14 protein-coding genes are annotated in these 18,351 nt (G+C 69.1%); 8 read left to right on the top strand and 6 right to left on the bottom strand.

The genetic code is table 11. The features are described 5' to 3' along the window. The first annotated feature begins 40 nt into the window (after positions 1–40). Positions 41–1,489, top strand: a complete 1,449-nt coding sequence (gene rho, locus P7A99_RS13715; RefSeq protein WP_277794392.1) for a transcription termination factor Rho — start codon at positions 41–43, stop codon at positions 1,487–1,489. 281 nt (positions 1,490–1,770) lie between these two features. Here rho and P7A99_RS13710 read toward each other — a convergent pair whose 3' ends face one another. Both P7A99_RS13710 and P7A99_RS13705 read right to left on the bottom strand, forming a co-directional pair. Next, positions 1,771–2,736 carry a quinone oxidoreductase family protein gene (locus P7A99_RS13710; RefSeq protein WP_277794391.1) on the bottom strand — a complete coding sequence of 322 codons (966 nt, stop codon included), beginning with the start codon at positions 2,734–2,736 and terminating at the stop codon, positions 1,771–1,773. Next, positions 2,736–3,428: a dienelactone hydrolase family protein gene (locus P7A99_RS13705; protein WP_277794390.1), complete on the bottom strand. Its 693-nt coding sequence runs from the start codon at positions 3,426–3,428 to the stop codon at positions 2,736–2,738. Before P7A99_RS13705 ends, P7A99_RS13710 begins: the two co-directional genes overlap by 1 nt. Before the next feature lie 115 nt (positions 3,429–3,543). On the opposite strand from P7A99_RS13705, the gene P7A99_RS13700 reads away from it, so the two are divergent. From P7A99_RS13700 to P7A99_RS13675, 6 genes are all read left to right on the top strand, one after another. Then, entirely contained in the window at positions 3,544–3,789 is a 246-nt protein-coding gene (locus P7A99_RS13700) for a DUF6489 family protein (protein WP_101720421.1), read from the top strand. 4 nt (positions 3,790–3,793) lie between these two features. Further along, positions 3,794–5,131, top strand: a complete 1,338-nt coding sequence (gene mnmE / locus P7A99_RS13695; RefSeq protein WP_277794389.1) for a tRNA uridine-5-carboxymethylaminomethyl(34) synthesis GTPase MnmE — start codon at positions 3,794–3,796, stop codon at positions 5,129–5,131. Positions 5,132–5,303: 172 nt separating this feature from the next. Then, entirely contained in the window at positions 5,304–7,172 is a 1,869-nt protein-coding gene (gene mnmG / locus P7A99_RS13690; protein ID WP_277794388.1) for a tRNA uridine-5-carboxymethylaminomethyl(34) synthesis enzyme MnmG, read from the top strand. Continuing rightward, entirely contained in the window at positions 7,172–7,831 is a 660-nt protein-coding gene (rsmG, locus tag P7A99_RS13685; RefSeq protein WP_277794387.1) for a 16S rRNA (guanine(527)-N(7))-methyltransferase RsmG, read from the top strand. The genes mnmG and rsmG overlap by 1 nt, the downstream gene beginning before the upstream one ends. Continuing rightward, positions 7,815–8,621 (top strand): ParA family protein, encoded by an 807-nt coding sequence (locus P7A99_RS13680; protein WP_277794386.1) that lies wholly within the window; start codon positions 7,815–7,817, stop codon positions 8,619–8,621. The genes rsmG and P7A99_RS13680 overlap by 17 nt, the downstream gene beginning before the upstream one ends. Positions 8,622–8,721: 100 nt before the next feature. Continuing rightward, a complete protein-coding gene (locus tag P7A99_RS13675) occupies positions 8,722–9,624 on the top strand; it encodes a ParB/RepB/Spo0J family partition protein (RefSeq protein ID WP_277794486.1) in 903 nt (300 codons plus the stop codon). Positions 9,625–9,872: 248 nt separating this feature from the next. On the opposite strand, the gene P7A99_RS13670 is transcribed toward P7A99_RS13675, so the two are convergent. Then, positions 9,873–12,695, bottom strand: a complete 2,823-nt coding sequence (locus P7A99_RS13670; RefSeq protein WP_277794385.1) for a [protein-PII] uridylyltransferase — start codon at positions 12,693–12,695, stop codon at positions 9,873–9,875. Positions 12,696–12,773: 78 nt separating this feature from the next. Beyond that, entirely contained in the window at positions 12,774–15,476 is a 2,703-nt protein-coding gene (gene mutS, locus P7A99_RS13665) for a DNA mismatch repair protein MutS (RefSeq protein ID WP_277794384.1), read from the bottom strand. Between the two features lie 102 nt (positions 15,477–15,578). On the opposite strand from mutS, the gene P7A99_RS13660 reads away from it, so the two are divergent. Continuing rightward, positions 15,579–16,022 (top strand): energy transducer TonB family protein, encoded by a 444-nt coding sequence (locus P7A99_RS13660; RefSeq protein WP_277794383.1) that lies wholly within the window; start codon positions 15,579–15,581, stop codon positions 16,020–16,022. Here P7A99_RS13660 and P7A99_RS13655 read toward each other — a convergent pair. Further along, on the bottom strand, positions 16,019–16,930 hold the full coding sequence (locus tag P7A99_RS13655) for a cobaltochelatase CobT-related protein (RefSeq protein ID WP_277794382.1): 912 nt from the start codon (positions 16,928–16,930) through the stop codon (positions 16,019–16,021). The genes P7A99_RS13660 and P7A99_RS13655 overlap by 4 nt on opposite strands. A gap of 150 nt (positions 16,931–17,080) precedes the next feature. Next, a complete protein-coding gene (gene dnaJ / locus P7A99_RS13650) occupies positions 17,081–18,235 on the bottom strand; it encodes a molecular chaperone DnaJ (RefSeq protein WP_277794381.1) in 1,155 nt (384 codons plus the stop codon). Positions 18,236–18,351: the final 116 nt, after the last annotated feature.

Below are 18,351 nucleotides of genomic sequence, written 5' to 3'. Positions count from 1 at the left end.
TCCAAGCCCGGATCGTATCCGGGCGACCGCGAGTCTATGCATGACTGAAGAAACCGATCCGCAAGCCCCGCTCGAGCTGGACGCCCCCATGGACGCCATTGTGGACGCCACGGAAGAGGCCGCCGTCGAGATCGCGACGGAAACCGCCGAGATTGTCGCTGAAGGCGATGTCGGCGACGAGGACGACAATTCCGAGATCACGGCGGCCATCGCCGCCATGGGCCTGACGCGCATGTCGCTGCAGGAACTGAAGGAAAAGTCCCCGGCCGACCTGCTGGCGTTCGCCGAGACCTTCGAGGTCGAGAACGCCAACTCCATGCGCAAGCAGGACATGATGTTCGCGATCCTGAAGACCCTCGCCGAAGAAGGCGTGGAGATCTTCGGTTCGGGCACCATGGAAGTGCTGCAGGACGGCTTCGGCTTCCTGCGCTCGCCGGAAGCCAACTACCTGCCGGGTCCGGACGACATCTACGTGTCGCCCTCGCAGATCCGCAAGTTCGGCCTTCGCACCGGCGACAGCGTCGAGGGCGCGATCCGCTCGCCGCGCGAAGGCGAGCGTTACTTCGCCCTGACCAGCGTCTCGAAGATCAACTTCGAAAGCCCCGAGAACGTGCGCCACAAGGTGCACTTCGACAACCTGACGCCGCTCTATCCCGAAGAGCGCCTGAACATGGAACTGCCCGATCCGACCATCAAGGATCGCTCGGGCCGCGTCATCGACATCGTCGCTCCGCTCGGCAAGGGCCAGCGCTGCCTGATCGTCGCTCCGCCGCGCGTGGGTAAGACGGTGATGCTGCAGAACATCGCCAAGTCGATCGAGACCAACCACCCCGAGTGCTATCTGATCGTCCTGCTGATCGACGAGCGCCCGGAAGAAGTCACCGACATGCAGCGCACGGTGAAGGGCGAGGTCATCGCCTCGACCTTCGACGAGCCGGCCACGCGCCACGTGCAGGTCGCCGAGATGGTCATCGAAAAGGCCAAGCGCCTGGTCGAGCACAAGCGTGACGTCGTCATCCTGCTGGACTCGGTCACGCGTCTGGGCCGCGCCTACAACACCACCGTCCCGTCGTCGGGCAAGGTGCTGACCGGCGGTGTCGACGCCAACGCTCTGCAGCGCCCCAAGCGCTTCTTCGGCGCCGCGCGTAACGTGGAAGAGGGTGGTTCGCTGTCGATCATCGCCACGGCCCTGATCGACACCGGCAGCCGCATGGACGAAGTCATCTTCGAAGAGTTCAAGGGCACCGGTAACTCGGAAATCGTCCTGGACCGCAAGGTCGCCGACAAGCGCATCTTCCCGGCCATCGACGTGCTCAAGTCGGGCACCCGCAAGGAAGAACTCATCACCCCGCGCGACCAGTTGCAGAAGACCTACGTGCTGCGCCGGATCCTCAACCCAATGGGCGCTTCGGACGCCATCGAGTTCCTCCTCGACAAGCTGCGCCAGTCGAAGACGAACGGCGATTTCTTCCAGAGCATGAATACTTAAGCTTGGTGTTTCACGTGAAACACGAGAAAGGCCCCGGAGCGATCCGGGGCCTTTTCTGTTGGTCGGTGGTGACAGATCCTCCCCTTTGGGGGGAGGTGGCCCGGAGGGCCGGAGGGGGACGTCCACGGCCGGCGAGTGGCCTTCGTCCTTCGACAAGCTCAGGATGAGGACCAAGGTCGGCGTGGTCGAAGCTTGGCCCCGTCTCTTCAGCCGTCGGCCTTCACGGCAGCCGAAAGCCTCATCCTGAGCTTGTCGAAGGACGAGGCTTTCGTTTCACGTCCTCACGGAACCAGCACCGTCGCCCCGGTCGTCTTCCGCCCTTCCAGCGCCCCATGCGCGGCTCGGGCCTCCGCCAGCGGGAACCGCTGGCCGATCTCGATCTTCACCGCGCCCGAGGCCAGGACCGCGAACAGGGCCGCTGCGCTCTCGTCGAGCTCTTCCGTCGTGACGATGTAGTCGAACAGGCGAGGGCGGGTGATGAAGGCCGACTTGGCGCCGAGCTCTAGGGGAGCGAACGGCGGCACGGGACCCGAGGCGTTGCCATAGGTGACCAGCACGCCGCGACGGCCCAGGCTCTTGAGGCTACCCTGGAAGGTGTCCTTGCCGACGCCGTCATAGACGACCGGCACGCCGGCCCCGTCGGTGATCTCGGCCACCCGTGCGGCGACATCCTCGTGATCGTAGAGGATCACGTGGTCGGCGCCGAGATCACGGACGACCTGGGCCTTGGCCTCCGAGCCGACCGTGGCGATGACGCTGGCGCCCAGGGCCTTGGCCCATTGAACCAGGATCTGGCCAACGCCGCCGGCGGCGGCGTGGACCAGCACCGTCTGGCCCGCCTGCACCGTGAAGCAGCGGCGAACCAGGAACTCGGCCGTCATGCCCTTCAGCAGCACGGCGGCGGCGACCTCGAGCTCGACACCCTCGGGAACCTTCACCGCCCGGTCGGCCGGTACCACCGAGGCCTGGGCATAGGCGCCCATCGTGCCGTTGTAGGCGACGCGGTCACCGACGGCGAAGCGGGTGACGCCCTCGCCGACGGCCTCCACGTGACCGGCGGCCTCCAGGCCCAGCACCTGCGGGTACTTCACCGGATAGAGGCCCGAGCGGTGATAGGTGTCGATGAAGTTCAGACCGACGGCCGCGTGGCGGACGAGGATCTGGCCGGGGCCGGGCGAGGGGAGGTCGCGCTCGACGACCTCCAGAACCTCGGGGCCGCCGGCGGCCTTGGCTTCGACGGCCAGCATCAGGCGAGGGTCTTCTTGAAGAAGGCCAGGCTGCGGCCGTTGGCCAGGGCGGCGTCGGCGGCGTCATAGTGCTCGCCGCCTTCACGGGCGAAGGCGTGGTCGCGTCCAGTATAGGTATGAAGCGTGATCTGCGGGTGATCCTTCAGCGCCGCGAAGATCACCTGCTGGGCTTCCTTGGGCACGAACTTGTCTTCTTCGGCCACGTGCAGCAGCAGCGGCTTCTCCAGCTTCTCGGCCTCGCCGACGTGCTTCTCCAGGCCGACGCCGTAATAGGAGACGCTGGCGTCGGCGTCGGTGCGGGTCGCCGTCAGGAAGGCCAGCAGGCCGCCCAGGCAGTAGCCGACCGCGCCGACCTTGCCCGACGACTGCGGGCGGATGGCGTCGATGGTGGCGTCGATGTCGGCCACGCCGGCGTCCACGTCGAACGCGTTGAACAACTCGAAAGCTTTCTTCCACTCGGCTTCCGACTTGTCGGTGATGTCGATGCCAGGCTCGATCCGCCAGAAGAGGTCGGGGCACACGGCCAGGAAGCCTTCGCCGGCCAGCTTGTCGCAGATGTCGCGCATCACCTGGTTGACGCCGAAGATCTCCTGGATGACGACGATGGCCGGCGGATTGTCTCCCGTGGCGGGACGCGCCACATAGGCCGAGAAGTCGCCATCGGGCGTGTTGATCGTGAGGGTCTCGCTCATGGGGCTCTCCACATACAATAAGCCGTCGATGGGACTTTCGACCGAAGCGCTCTAACCTGCCCCGAGCAGTGCGCGGCGTCACAATCTCGTGGCCTGCCGCCAGGGAACTTTTTCGATGAAGATGACGATCGAGATCGACTGCACCCCGGTCGAGGCGCGGGCCTTCCTGGGCCTGCCCGACGTAAGCGGATTGAACGACCATCTCGTCAAAGAGATGCAGGCCCGCATGGACGCCAACATGGCGATGCTGGCGCCTGAGGAGCTGATGAAGAACTGGATGGCGTTTGGGGCCGGGGCCCAGGACAGCTTCCGCAAGCTGATGACGGCCGCGGCCGGAGCGGCGGTCGGCAAGCGCGACTGATCTGATGGCCGACACGATCTACGCGCCGGCGACGGCGGCCGGGCGCGCCGCCGTGGCGGTGATCCGCGTCTCGGGTCCGGCCAGCGGCGAGGCTGTGCGCGCTCTCACGGGAAACCTGCCCAAGCCGCGCCAGGCAGCCTTGCGCACTCTGCGCCACGATGGCGTCGTGCTCGACGATGCCTTGGTGCTGTGGTTCCAGGGACCGGCCAGCTACACTGGCGAAGACGCCGCCGAGTTTCACGTGCACGGGGGCAGGGCGGTCGTCGAGGCCTTGCTGGCCGCGCTGTCGGCCCTGGGCTTGCGCCTGGCCGAACCGGGCGAGTTCACGCGCCGGGCCTTCCAGCATGGCAAGCTCGACCTGGCCCAGGCCGAGGCCGTGGGCGACCTGATCGACGCCGAGACCGAAGGCCAGCGCAAGCAGGCGCTGGGCCAGCTGGGCGGAGCGCTTGGACGCCGCTACGACGCCTGGCGCGATCTGCTGGTCCAGGCCCTGGCCATGCTGGAAGCCGCCGTCGACTTCCCCGACGAGGAGCTGCCGGAAGACGTGGCGGCGCGCGCCCGCCCCGGGCTGGAGACCTTGAGGGCCGAGATCGACGCGGCCCTGGCCGATGTCGCACGTGGTCGCCGGGTGCGGGACGGTTTCCGCATCGCCCTGGTCGGCGCGCCCAACGCCGGCAAGAGCACGCTGCTCAACGCCCTGGCTGAGCGCGACGCGGCGATCGTCACGGCGACGCCGGGCACCACGCGTGACGTCATCGAGGTTCCTTTGGTGCTGGGCGGCTACAAGGCCCTGCTGGCCGATACGGCGGGGATCCGCGAGACCGCCGACGATATTGAGGCCGAGGGTGTGCGCCGCGCACGGGTCTGGGCCGAGGAGGCGGACCTGCGAATGTGGGTCGTCGACGCCGGCGAGTTTCACGTGAAACATTCCGAACACCACACAATCGTCCGTAGCGGCGACTGGCTGGTGATCAACAAGACCGATCTGGTAGAGCCGGCCGTGGTGGCGGCCATACGCGAGCAGACGGCGCAGCTGGGATTGCACGTGGTGGCGCTGTCGGCGCGGGAGGAGGGGGCCGATGCCATTCGCGCCGACCTGACCGATCACGTGGTGCAGGCGTTGTCCGGCGCGGAGTTTCCGGCGGCCACGCGCATCCGCCACGCGGAACGTCTGGGGGAGGCGAGGGCCTATCTCGAACGCGCTCTGGCCGAAACAGACGACGTGGAACTGGCGGCTGAGGACGTACGCCTCGCTTCCCGTGCATTGTCCCGGATCACAGGCCGCATCGATCCCGAGGACGTGCTTGACCGTGTCTTTTCAAGCTTCTGCATTGGGAAGTGAATGTTTCACGTGGAACAGGGGCTTGAACCGTCCACAGCCTGACCACAGATACGCGCACTGCGTTTCACGTGAAACGCCCCGGACTCGACTCGCCCACAGGGCGGCTTGAAGCTATAAGTCAGGCACGCGCCCGCTGGGTCGGGCGCGTTCCGCATTGAGGCGCGTTTCTCCCTTGTCCAGCTCTTCGCCCCAGTCTTGGGACGTCATCGTTATTGGCGGCGGTCATGCCGGTTGCGAGGCCGCGGCGGCCGCCGCGCGCACGGGCGCGCGCACCCTGCTGCTGACCCACAAACGTGAAACCGTCGGCGAGATGTCCTGCAACCCGGCCATCGGCGGCCTGGGCAAGGGCCACCTGGTGCGCGAGATCGACGCCCTGGACGGCCTGATGGGCCGGATGGCCGACAAGTCCGGCATCCAGTATCGGATGCTGAACCGTTCGAAGGGCCCCGCCGTGCGTGGTCCGCGCTCGCAGATCGACCGCAAGCTCTATCGGCAGGCCATGCAGGCCGAGCTGTTCGCCTATCCCAACCTCGACGTCATCGCCGCCGCAGCCGAAGACCTGATCGTCGAGGACGGCCACGTGGCCGGCGCCGTGGACGGGGAGGGGACGGTCTATCGCGCGCCAAAGGTCGTGCTGACCACGGGCACCTTCCTCAAGGGCGTCATCCACCAGGGCGAGACCCGCATCCCGGCCGGCCGCGTCGGCGACCAGCCCTCGATCGGCCTGTCGGACCGGCTCTACGGCCTGGGCTTCGACATGGGTCGCCTGAAGACCGGCACGCCCGCCCGCCTCGACGGCAAGACCATCGCCTGGGACCGCCTCGACATGCAGGCGGCCGACGACGAGCCCGTGCCGTTCTCGTTCCTCAACGACAGGATTGACGTGCCGCAGATCCGCTGCGGCATCACCTTCACGACCGAGGAAACCCACAAGATCATCGCCGATCGCCTGGGCGAGTCCGCGGTCTATGGCGGCCGCGCCACGGGGATCGGCCCGCGTTATTGCCCGTCGATCGAGGACAAGGTCGTCCGCTTCGCCGACAAGACCAGCCACCAGGTGTTCCTGGAGCCGGAAGGCCTGGACGACGACACCGTCTATCCGAACGGCGTCTCGACCTCGGTCTCGGCCGAGACCCAGCTCCTGTTCCTGCGCACCATCCCGGGCCTCGAAGCCGTGGAGGTGATCCGCTACGGCTATGCGATCGAGTACGACTATGTCGATCCGCGCGAGCTCTACGCCACGCTGGAGACCAAGCGCCTGCCGGGGCTCTATCTGGCCGGCCAGATCAACGGCACCACGGGCTATGAAGAAGCCGGCGCGCAAGGCCTGGTCGCCGGCATGAACGCCGCGCTCTCCGCCCTGGGCCGCGAGCCGGCCGTCTTCGCGCGTGACGAGGCCTATATCGGCGTGATGATCGACGATCTGGTCACCCGTGGCGTCACCGAGCCCTATCGCATGTTCACCAGCCGGGCCGAGTTCCGCCTCACCCTGCGCGCCGACAACGCCGACCAGCGCCTGACCGAGCGCGGCGTGCAGCTGGGCGTCGTGGGCGAGGTTCGCGCCGCCGCCTGGGCCGCCAAGAAGGCCGAACTGGAGGCCGTTCGCGCCCGCGCCCGCGCCCTGAACATGACCCCCGCCGAGGCCGTGAAGGCCGGCTTCAAGGTCAATGCCGACGGCCAGCGCCGTGACGTCCTGGCCATGCTGGCCTATCCGGACGTCGGCCTCGACGAGCTGGTCCGCGTCTGGCCAGAGATCGCCGACTGGAGCCCGATGGCCCGCGAGCAGATCGAGATCGAGGCGGCCTATGCCGGCTATCTCGACCGCCAGCGCGCCGACGCGGAATCCCTGCGCAAGGACGAGGACCTGCGCTTGCCGGCCGACCTCGACTATCGCGACATCGGCAGCCTCTCCAACGAGGTGCGCGAGAAGCTGATCCGGGTGAAGCCTCTGACGCTGGGCCAGGCGGCCCGCATCGAGGGGGTTACCCCCGGCGCCCTGACGGCCCTGCTGGCCCACGTGCGACGGGGCCGGGCCGCCTGATGGCTGTTTCGGAACTCGTCATCGAAACGCTCGACCCGGTCGACGCCGCGGCCTTCCAGAGGCTGACGGGCTCGACCGACGCGCAGGTCGCCGACCTGGCGCGCTACAAGGAGTTGCTGGCGGAATGGAACGAGGTGATGAACCTCGTCGGTCCGGCCTCGATGGCCGCCTACTGGAACCGCCACGCTTGGGACAGCGCCCAGTTGCTGACCTTCGCGCCGCAGGCCAAGACCTGGGCCGACCTGGGGGCCGGCGCCGGCCTGCCCGGCGTGGTGCTGGCCATCCTGCTGAAGGGCGTGCACGGGGCCAAGGTCCACCTCGTCGAGAGCATGGCCAAGCGCTGCCGCTTCCTCGACGCCGTCTGCCGCGAGCTCGACCTGCCGGTCGAGATCCACAACGCCCGCGCCGAGAGCCTGGACCTGAAGGTCCAGGTGGTCACCGCCCGGGCCTGCGCGCCGATGCCGCGCCTGCTGGAATACTCGCAACCCTATTTCAAGCGCGGCGCGGTCGCCTGGTTCCTGAAGGGTCAGGAGGTCGCCGCCGAGATCGCTGAAGCGAAGAAGACCTGGAAGTTCGAGTCGGACGTGCGGAGCTCCAAGAGCGACCCGCGCGGCCATGTCGTGCAAATCAAGGGGCTGAGCCGTGTCCGCAAAGTCTGAGCTGAGAGTCCTGGCGGTCGCCAACCAGAAGGGCGGGGTGGGCAAGACCACCACGGCCATCAACCTGGGCACGGCCCTGGCCGCGTGCGGCGAGCGCGTGCTGCTGATCGACGCCGACCCGCAGGGCAACTGCTCCACGGGCCTGGGGATCGGTCGCCTGCAGCGCAAGAAGACGCTGTACGACGTGCTGATGGGCGAGGCGCCGGTGGTCGAGGCCGCCGTGCAGACCTCGCTGCCGGGCCTGGACGTGATCCCGGCCGACGCCGACCTGTCGGGGGTGGAGCTGGAGCTGGGCCAAGTGGCCCGCCGTTCCTACCGCCTGCGCGACGCCCTGGAGCCGCTGCGCGCCAACGGCCCCTACACCTATGTGCTGATCGACTGCCCGCCGTCGCTGAACGTGCTGACGGTCAACGCCATGACCGCCGCCGACGCGGTGTTCGTGCCGCTGCAGTGCGAGTTCTTCGCCCTGGAAGGCCTGACCCAGCTGATCCGCACCATCGAGCGGGTGCGCGGCAGCCTGAACCCGCGCCTGGAGATCCAGGGCGTGGTGCTGACCATGTACGATCGCCGCAACAGCCTCTCCGAGCAGGTGGCCCGCGACGTGCGCGAGCATTTCGGCGACAAGGTCTACGACGCGGTCATACCGCGGAACGTGCGGGTGTCGGAGGCGCCGTCCTTCGGCAAGCCGGTGCTGCTGTATGATCTCAAGTGCGCCGGCTCGCAGGCCTACCTGCGGCTGGCCCGCGAGGTCATCAGCCGCGAGAAGGATCGCCAGGCCCAGGCCGCCTGATCCACAGGCCTACCCATTTGAGCGCCGACCTGAGGATACGGGTCGAAGTCGTTATTGAAGTTGAAGTTTCGAGGAGACGGTCGTGGTCGGTGAAGCGGGGATGTCGGAAGGCCGTCGGGGTCTGGGTCGCGGTCTGTCGGCGCTGCTGGGCGAGGTCGAGGCCGCGCCGGCCCAGGCGCCGGGCGACAATACCGGCGGTTCGCGGGAAGCCCCGATCGAGCTTCTGAAGCGTAATCCCGATCAGCCCCGCCGGACCTTCCGCGAGGAAGACCTGGTAGAACTTTCCAACTCGATCGCCGAGAAGGGCGTGCTCCAGCCGATCCTGGTGCGGCCCGCGCCGGGCGCTCCGGGCGAGTACCAGATCGTCGCCGGCGAGCGTCGCTGGCGCGCCGCCCAGCGCGCCGGTCTCAAGACCGTGCCGATCATCGTGCGCGAGCTCGACGACCTGGCCGTGCTCGAGATCGGCATCATCGAGAACGTCCAGCGCTCGGACCTCAACATCCTCGAAGAGGCGCTGAGCTACCGCGTGCTGATGGACAAGTTCGGCCGCACCCAGGACGCCATCGCCCAGACCATCGGCAAGAGCCGCAGCCATGTGGCCAACACCCTGCGCCTGCTGGCCCTGCCTGAAGCCGTGCAGCAGCACCTGGTCACCGGCGCCCTGACCGCCGGCCACGCCCGCGCCATCGCCACCGCCGCCGATCCGGCCGCCCTGGCCCAGCAGGTCATCGACGGTGGCCTGTCGGTGCGCGAGACCGAGACCCTGGCCCGCGTGGCTCAGACCGGCGACGCGACCCCGCGCGCCAAGAACGGCGGCGCGGCGCCGCCGCGTGCGCCGCGGTCCAAGGACACCGACACCCAGGCCCTCGAAGCCGACCTGTCGTCGGTGCTGGGCCTCGACGTCGAGATCGATCATCGCGGCGGCGCCGGTTCGCTGATCGTGCGCTACGCGACGCTCGAGCAACTCGACGATCTCTGCAATCGCCTGACGCGGGGCGTCTGACCGGACCCGTTTTCAGGGTCTTCTGTGGCGCATGAAGAAAGGCGCGGCCGTATCCCTGGCTGCGCCGTTCGCCACAGGCGAGGGCGGGGAGGGCGAAGTTTCAGCCTAATCCCTTGCTGCATAAGGGAAAAGTTCCGGTCGGATCGCTGAATCGAAAGCTCCGGCGGCGGAAGTTTTCCACACGCCGGCGACGCGGCCGGCGCTGAATTGTTTGACCGAAGTTCCGAATCGCTGTCCGCGCGCTGTTCCTAGCGCGCGATGCTCGCCCGCGCCCGCTTGAGCCCCGGGCGGGTGTTCGGGGCGCCCGCCTCGTTCTGCTCCAGCGCCGACAGCAGGTCGGCCTTCAGCGCCGAGACCTTGCGAGCGTCGGCCAGCTTTCCGCCCTCGGCCGTCTGCACGTAGAAGGCGTCGACCGCCCGCTCGCCATAGCCGTCGATGTGGGCCGACTGGATGGAGAGGCCGTTGTCGGCCAGGGTGCGGGCCAGGGCCTGCAGCAGGCCCGGACGATCGCGGCCGGAGGCTTCCACCACGGTGGCCTCGTGCGAGGCCTCGTTGTCGACGACGACGGTTGGGGCGATGGCGAAGGCGGCCGTGCGGGTCAGCTCGCCGCCGCGCCGGGCCTCGACATTGACGCCCTCGCCGCGGCCGGCGGCTTCCAGGGCGTCGGCCAGACGGCGCAGGGCGCGGGGGTTCTCGCAGCCGAGCGGCGCGCCGGTGACGTCCTGCACATAGAACACGTCCAGCGCCTGGCCCTGGCGGGAGGTGAAGACCCGCGCCCCGACGACGTTGCCGCCCAGCGAGGAAATGGCCAGCGCTAGATCGGCGAACAGGCCGCGCCGGTCCTTGGCGGCGATGACGATCTCGGCGGCGTTGGCCCCCGGATTGACCTTGCCCTCGGCGGCCGCGCCGCCCTGGATGGCGGCCCGGCGGGCCAGGGCGGCATGGTCGAGCAGGTCCTGCGAAGCGAAGGCGCCGAAATAGGCGTCTTCCATCGCCGCGGCCCAGCCCTTGGCGGCGGGATCGGCGGCGATGAGGGCCTCGCGCGCGACGGCCGCGGCGGCCTCCTGGTGGCGCTGGACGTTGGCGGTGGCGTCACTGCCGCGCCCGCCCCGGAAAACCGCTTCAGTGGCGTTGTAGAGCTCGCGCAGCAGCTGGCCCTTCCAGCCGTTCCACACGCCGGGCCCCACGGCCCGGATATCGGCCACGGTGATGACCAGCAGCAGGCGCAGGCGCTCGGGGTTCTCGACGATGCGGGCGAAGGCCGCCACGGTGCCGGGGTCCGACACGTCGCGCTTCTGGGCGAAGTCGCTCATCACGAGGTGGTTCTCGACCAGCCAGGCCACCAGCTCGACCTTGGTGCGCTCGACGCCCAGGCGCTCGCAGGCGCTGCGGGCCGAGCGGGCCCCGGCCTTCTCCTGGCCGCCGACGCCGCCCTTGCCGGTGTCGTGCAGCAGCATGGCCAGGAACAGGGCCTCGCGGTCCTCGATCAGCGGCATGATCGACACGGCCAGCGGATGGTCTTCGGAGAGGCGCCCGGCCGCCATGTCGCCGATCAGGCCCACGGCCCGCAGGGTGTGCTCGTCCACCGTGTATGAGTGGTACATGTTGAACTGCATCTGGGCGACGACCCGGCCGAACTCGGGGATGAAGCGGCCCAGCACGCCGGCGTCGTTCATCAGGGTCAGGGTGCGGTAGGACCGCTTGCCGCGCGCCAGCAGGTCGAGGAAGGCCCGGGTGGCCTCCGGATCGCGGCGCACCTTCGAGGTGATCAGCCCCAGATGCCGGGTCACCGCCGTGAAGGCGTCGGGGTGCAGATCAAGGTCGCGCTCGTCGGCGATCCTGAACAGCCGGATCAGATTGACCGGATCGCTCTCGAAGATCTCGGGCCCATCGATGTTCAGGCGGCCGCCGTCCTCGTAGAAGCCCGGGGCGTCCAGGGCCTTGCGCTTGGGCTTGGCGCCCGGAAGGAAGCGCGAGATGCCCTTGGGCTCGTTCTTGAAGTGCTCGGCCTCCAGCTTGGCCGAGAAAGCCCGCGTCAGCGCCCCCACTTCCTTGGCGATCAGGAAGTAGCGGCGCATGAAGCGCTCGACCGCCGGCGCGTCGCCGCGGTCGCCATAGCCCATGCGGCGGGCGATCTCGGGCTGCAGGTCGAAGGTCAGCCGCTCTTCGGGGCGGCCCGTGGTGAAATGCAGGTGCGCGCGCACCGCATGCAAAAAGTCGAAGGCGCGGATGAAGGCCTTGGTCTCGCGGCCCGAGAACACCTCCATCTTGAAGACGTCCTCCGGCGCGTCGACCGGGTGCAGGTACTCGGCGATCCACACCAGGGTGTGCAGGTCGCGCAGGCCGCCCTTGCCCTCCTTGACGTTGGGCTCGACCATGTAGCGGCTGGCGCCGGCGCGGGCCTGGCGGTCGTCGCGCTCCTTCAGCTTGGCGGCCACGAACTGCTGGCCGGTGCCCTTCATCACCTCGTCGCGGAACCGCTTCTTGAGGTCGGCGGCCAGGCGCTCGTCGCCCGTCAGTCGCCTGGCCTCGAGGATCGAGGTGCGGATCGTGAAGTCTTCCTTCGAGAGGCGCACGCACTCCTCGATGGTGCGCGAGGCGTGGCCGACCTTGAAGCCTAAGTCCCACAGCGCATAGAGCATGTACTCGATCACGCTCTCGACATGCGGCGTCTGCTTGTAGGGCCGCAGGAACAGCAGATCGATGTCGCTGAACGGCGCCAGGGTGGCGCGGCCGTAACCGCCCACCGCCATCAGCGCCAGGCGCTCGCCCTCGGTGGGGTTGCGGGCCCGGAAGACGTGCACCGTCGTGAAGTCGTAGAGGGCGGTTATCACCTCGTCGGTGACGCCGCTGAGCAGGCGGGCGGTCTCGACGCCGCCGGCGCCGTTCTCCAGCCGCTCCTTGGCGATCATCCGGCCGCGAAACAGGGCCTGCTTGAGGATGTCGATCGCCCGGGCGCGCTGGGCGGCCTCGTCGCCGATGGCGTCCAGGGCGGCGGCCGAAAGGCGCGCGCGCAGGGCGTGGCCGTCGACGACGTGTTCCAGGGGCGTGGGGCGGAGGCGGCGGGGCATGGCGGTTATATGGGTGTCCGAGACGGGCGGCCAAAGCGACCACCGGAACCGGCCGCCGCCATGCTCCTATGATTGATCCTAGGTCTTGAGCAGACCCTTAAGGCGATAAAGCGCTTCGAGGGCCTCCCGGGGGCTCATGCCGTCCACGTCCAGCTCCTTCAGCGCGCCATCCACGGCGCTGGGCGCCGAAACCACAGGCGCCGCCGCGACGGGGGCCGTGGCCGCGAACAGCGGCAGGTCGTCGAGCTTGGCCGGTGATTCGGTCTTGCTCTCCAGGCGGTCCAGCACCTCCTTGGCGCGGGCCACCACCTGCGGCGGCACGCCGGCCAGCTTGGCCACCTGCACGCCGTAGGAGCGGTCGGCCGGGCCGTCGGCCGCCTCGTGCAGGAACACCAGGTCGCCGTTCCATTCCTTGGCGCGGAGGCTGAGGTTGGAGACGTGCGCCATGCGCTCCTCCAGCGTCGCCAGCTCGTGATAGTGCGTGGCGAAGAGGGCGCGGCAGCGGTTGGTGTCGTGCAGCGATTCCGCGCAGGCCCAGGCGATGGCCAGGCCGTCATAGGTGGCGGTGCCGCGGCCGATCTCGTCGAGGATCACCAGGCTGCGCGGGGTGGCCTGGGTCAGGATGGCGGCGGTCTCGACCATCTCCATCATGAAGGTCGAGCGGCCGCGGGCCAGGTCGTCGCCGGCGCCGACACGGCTGAACAGGCGGTCGACCACGCCCAGCCGGAAGTTCTTGGCCGGCACGTAGCAGCCGGATTGGGCCAGGATGGCCAGAAGGGCGTTCTGGCGCAGGAAGGTCGACTTACCGGCCATGTTCGGGCCGGTGACGATCGACAGGCGGGCGGCCACTTCGCCGGCGGCGTCCAGGCGGCAGTCGTTGGGGGTGTAGGGGTCGCCGGCGCGACGCACGGCGGCCTCGACCACCGGGTGGCGGGCGGCCTTGGCCTCGAAGGCCAGCGACTTGTCGACGATCGGGCGCACGGCCCCGGCGTCTTCGGCCCATTCGGCGAGGCTCGAGGCCACGTCCAGGCGGGCCAGGGCCTCGGCGGCGGCCTGGATCGGCTCGGCCAGGGCGCAGGCCTCGGCGCGCCAGTCCTCGTAGGCGGCCACTTCCATGGCCAGGGCGCGCTCGGCGGCCTGGGCGATGCGGGCGTCCAGGTCGGCCAGCTCCACGGTGGTGAAGCGGACCTGGTTGGCCAGGGTCTGGCGGTGGATGAAGGTGGCGTTCAGCGGCGGCTGGAACAGCGGGTCGGCCTTGCCGGCGGTGGCCTCGACGAAATAGCCGAGCACGCCGTTGTGGCGGATCTTCAGCGAGATGCCGGCCTCTTGGATGAGGCGCTGTTCCAGGGCGGCCACGACCCGGCGGCTGTCGTCGCGCAGGGCGCGGGCCTGGTCTAGTTCGGGGCGGATGCCAGGGGCCACGAAGCCGCCGTCACGGGCCAGGGCCGGCAGGTCGGGGCCAAGGCCGGCTTCGAGGGTGTTCAACAGCTGCGAGACGCCCTGGTGCAGCGACGGCGTCAGGGCCGCCAGCGCCCCTTCCAGCTCGACCGGCGGCGGCGACAGCGGGTCGCCCGAGCCGCCGACCATGCCGGCCAGCTTCTCGCCGGTCTTGAGGCCGTCGCGCAGGCAGGCCAGGTCGCGCGGACCGCCTCGGCCCAGGGCCAGGCGGGCCAGGGCGCGAGCCATGTCGCCCGAACCCTTCAGCTGCTCGCGCAGGCGCTCACGCAAGGAGCGATGCTCGACGAACCACTCGACGGCGTCCAGGCGCTGGTCGATGGCGGCCGGGTCGAGCAGGGGGCGGGCCAGGCGCGAGGCCAGCATGCGGGCGCCGCCGGGCGTGACGGTGCGGTCGATGGCCGCCAGCAGCGAGCCGTTGCGGTCGCCGTTCTGGGTGCGGTCGATCTCCAGGCTCGAGCGGGTGGCCGGGTCGATCGACATGACGTCGGCTTCGGCCGCGCGACGGGGTGCGCGCAGGGCCGGCAGCTTGCCGGCCTGGGTCATTTCCAGGTGGGCGGCGATCAGGCCCAGGGCGCCGATTTCCGCCGCCGCCAGGCCGCCGAAGCCGTCCAGGGTGTCGACGCCGTAGAGGCGCTTGACCCGGGTCTCCGAGGCCTGCGGCTCCGACAGGGCGGATGGCATCGGTTGAATCAGCCCGCCGCAGATCTTCAGGGTCTGGGCCAGGTGGTCGTCGGCCAGCAGGCGGTCGGCGACCAGGGTCTCGGACGGCGACAGGGCCGCCAGAAGGGGGCCCACGCCGTCCTTGCCGGTCGAGAAGCACTCGACCTCGCCGGTGGACAGTTCCACGGCCGCCACGGCCGCCTGACCGGCGCGAATGGCCACCGCCGCCAGCCGGTTGGCGCCCCGGGCGTCCAGCAGGCCGTCCTCGGTCAGGGTGCCGGGCGTGACGACCCGGACGATGTCGCGGCGGACCACCGACTTGGAGCCGCGCTTCTTGGCCTCGGCGGGGTCTTCCATCTGCTCGCAGACGGCGACCTTGAAGCCCATGCGGATCAGTTTCGACAGATAGGCCTCGGCCGCGTGATGCGGCACGCCGGCCATCGGGATCGGCTGGCCGGCATGGGTGCCCCGGAAGGTCTGGGAGATGCCCAGGGCGGCCGCCGCGCGGATCGCGTCGTCGAAAAAGAGCTCGTAGAAATCGCCCATCCGGAAGAACAGCAGCGCGTCCGGCTGCCGGGTCTTCATGTCGAAGAACTGCTGCATCACCGGCGTGGCGCCGGTGGCGTCGAACGTCTGGACGGGCGGAGAAACGGGGGCGTTCATCCGACCGGAAACTACAGAGCGTCGCGGTTTTCGTTAAGGGGTGCGACCGGGGTTTTTCGGCGGAACAGGCGCCTCTAAGCTTGACCGGAACGCGGGGGTGGCATGAACGACGACGAACAGGTCGGGACGACGACTTACAAGCCTGACTGGCAGCGCAAGCCGACGGCCGACCAGATGGCTCGGTACTATCCCGAGCGGGCGCAGAAGGCCGAAATCGGCGGCGCGGCGACCATCAGGTGCATGGTCGGATCCGGCGGCCGGCTGAACAGCTGTGTAGCGGTGAAGGAGACGCCGGAGGGCTATGATTTCGGCAAGGCGGCGGTGCGCCTGTCGGCCGAATTCGAGATGACTCCGCCGCCGCCGGATCTGGTCGACAAGAAGGAGGTGACCATTCCGATCACCTTCGCCGTGCCGCCGTCGCGGCCTTTCCTGCCGCCGATCGACATGGCCCAGTTCGGGGCGGGCCTGCTGGTTCTGGTGATCGTTGTCGGCGGGCTTCTTGGCCTGATCCGCGTCGTGCAGGCCGACCGTCGAGTGGATATCTAGGCGGCCGGTGCTGAAGTGACGAGGAGCCGCGCCACCAGCGCCAGTAGTTCATCGGACAGTCGAACCGGATCCTGAGCTTTCGCGCCATAAGGATAGTTGGGCCAGATGTCGTCGCCGACGCCGACGGCCGTCAGCGTGATGTCGCCTGCTGCGATGATGTCGTCGATCACCAGTTCCAGGTGCTTGACCAGATAGTCGGGCGGGTTGGCGCTGAGGGTCGCGTCGTCGGCCGGCGCGCCGTCCGAGACCACGATGAGGATCTTACGGGGCTCCGGTCGCTGGCGGATGCGGCGAGCGGCCCACAGCAGCGCCTCCCCGTCGAGGTTTTCCTTGAGCAGGTCGGACCGCACCATGCGTCGCAGCTCGTCTTCGGCGAAGGGGCGGGGATCGTCGCCCTCGCGATGGACGATATGCAGCAGGTCGCTCAGCCGGCCGGGGTCGGCGGGGCGTCCTCGCCGAATCCACTCGAAGCGTGATTTGCCGCCCTGCCAGGTCGAGGTCGTAAATCCCAGAACCTCGACCTTGACGCCCAGTCCAGGCAACAGGCTCTGGATGAGATCCGCGGCCCTGGCGACATGGAAGATCTTGTCGCCGCGCATCGAGCCCGACTGGTCAAGCAACAGCATGACGGTGGTTTCGGAAAGGTCCTGCGCGGAGGACGCCGTACGCACCCTGTCGATGGTTTCGAGCGCCACGCTGGAGGGGGCGCGGTCGCTCAGCAGGCGTCGCCAGCCGTCGTCGAGCGTCGCTGCCTCCTCGACCTTCAGCGTCCCCAGGATCTCTCCGAGACGATCAGCCTGGATCTCGCGGTCGAACGCCGTGGTGAAGGCGTGATAGGGGCGCTGCGCCGATCGCTTTGTGACGCGTCGAAACAGGTCCTGGAACAGGCTGCGCGGGTCTTCTTCCACCACTGATCACCCCCCGGCGCATCGCATCTTCGCCGTTCGTCTCATGCGGGTAAGCCTGGGGCGATGCAACATCGCACGGCGCCCGGGGGATAAGAAAAAGGCCCGCCGGAGGGCGGGCCTTGATCGATCGTGCGGGCCGGGACCCTGGGCCTAGTTCCCCGTCACTTCTTCCCAGAAGCGCTTGGCCTTGCCGACGAAGTTGGCCGACTTGGGATTCTGCTTGTCGTCGCACAGGCCGGCCAGCTCCTTGAGGAGCTCCTTCTGGCGGGCCGACAGGTGGGTCGGGGTTTCGACGAACAGCTCGACCACCAGATCGCCGCGCTGGCGGTTGCGCAGCGACGGCATGCCCTTGCCCTTCAGGCGGACGGTCTTGCCGGTCTGGGCGCCTTCGGGAACCTTGACGCTGACGCGGCAGGTGCCGTCGCAGGTCTCGCCGCCCTTGAGGCACGGAGCGTCGATCTCGCCGCCCAGGGCGGCCACGGTCATCGGCACCGGCACGGTGCAGAGCAGGTCCAGGCCGTCGCGCTCGAACAGCTCGTGCGGGGTCACCGACAGGAAGAGATAGAGGTCGCCGCGCGGGCCGCCGCGGACGCCCGCGTCGCCTTCGCCCGCCAGGCGGATCCGGGCGCCGTCGTCGACGCCGGCCGGGATGCGCACCGACAGGACGCGTTCCTTGCGGACCTGGCCGTGGCCATGGCAGCCGGCGCAGGGGTCGAGCACCAGGCGGCCCGAACCGCCGCAGCGGGGGCAGGCGCGCTCGACCGAGAAGAAGCCTTGGGTGGCGCGCACGCGGCCGGCCCCGCCGCACGAGCCGCAGACGGTGGGGCTCGTGCCGGGCTTGGCGCCCGAGCCGTCGCAGACCTCGCAGGTCATGGCCGCCGGGACGGTGATCTCGACCTCGGCGCCGGCATAGGCCTGCTCCAGGGAGATCTCCAGGTCGTAGCGCAGGTCCTGGCCGCGCTGCGGGCCGTTGGACTGGCGACGGCCGCCGCCGAACATCTCGCCGAAGACATCGCCGAACACGTCGCCGAAGATGTCGCTGGCGTCGAACCCGCCGCCCATGCCGCCGGGACCGCCTTGCGGGCCGTTGACGCCGGCGTGGCCGAAGCGGTCGTAGGCCGCGCGCTTCTGCGGATCGGAGAGGACCGAATAGGCCTCGTTGATTTCCTTGAACCGGCCGCTCGCGTCCTCGCAACCGCCGTTGCGGTCGGGGTGGTGCTGCATCGCCAGCTTGCGGAAAGCGGACTTCAGGCCCGCGTCGTCGCAGGTCCGGGTCACGCCGAGAATTTCGTAATAATCGCGCATTGTCAGCGTTCGGCGCCCGTGAGGCTCAACAAGTCAAAGGGTGTCGAGAAAGAGGTGGGGGAGGGGGCGCCCCGCCGCAAGGCGTCAAACGGGCGCACCACAAAACGAGCGCGCCG

The sequence above is a fragment of the Caulobacter endophyticus genome (assembly GCF_029543245.1).
GTDB lineage: Bacteria > Pseudomonadota > Alphaproteobacteria > Caulobacterales > Caulobacteraceae > Caulobacter > Caulobacter endophyticus_A.
This window is presented reverse-complemented; position numbering and strand designations above follow the sequence as displayed.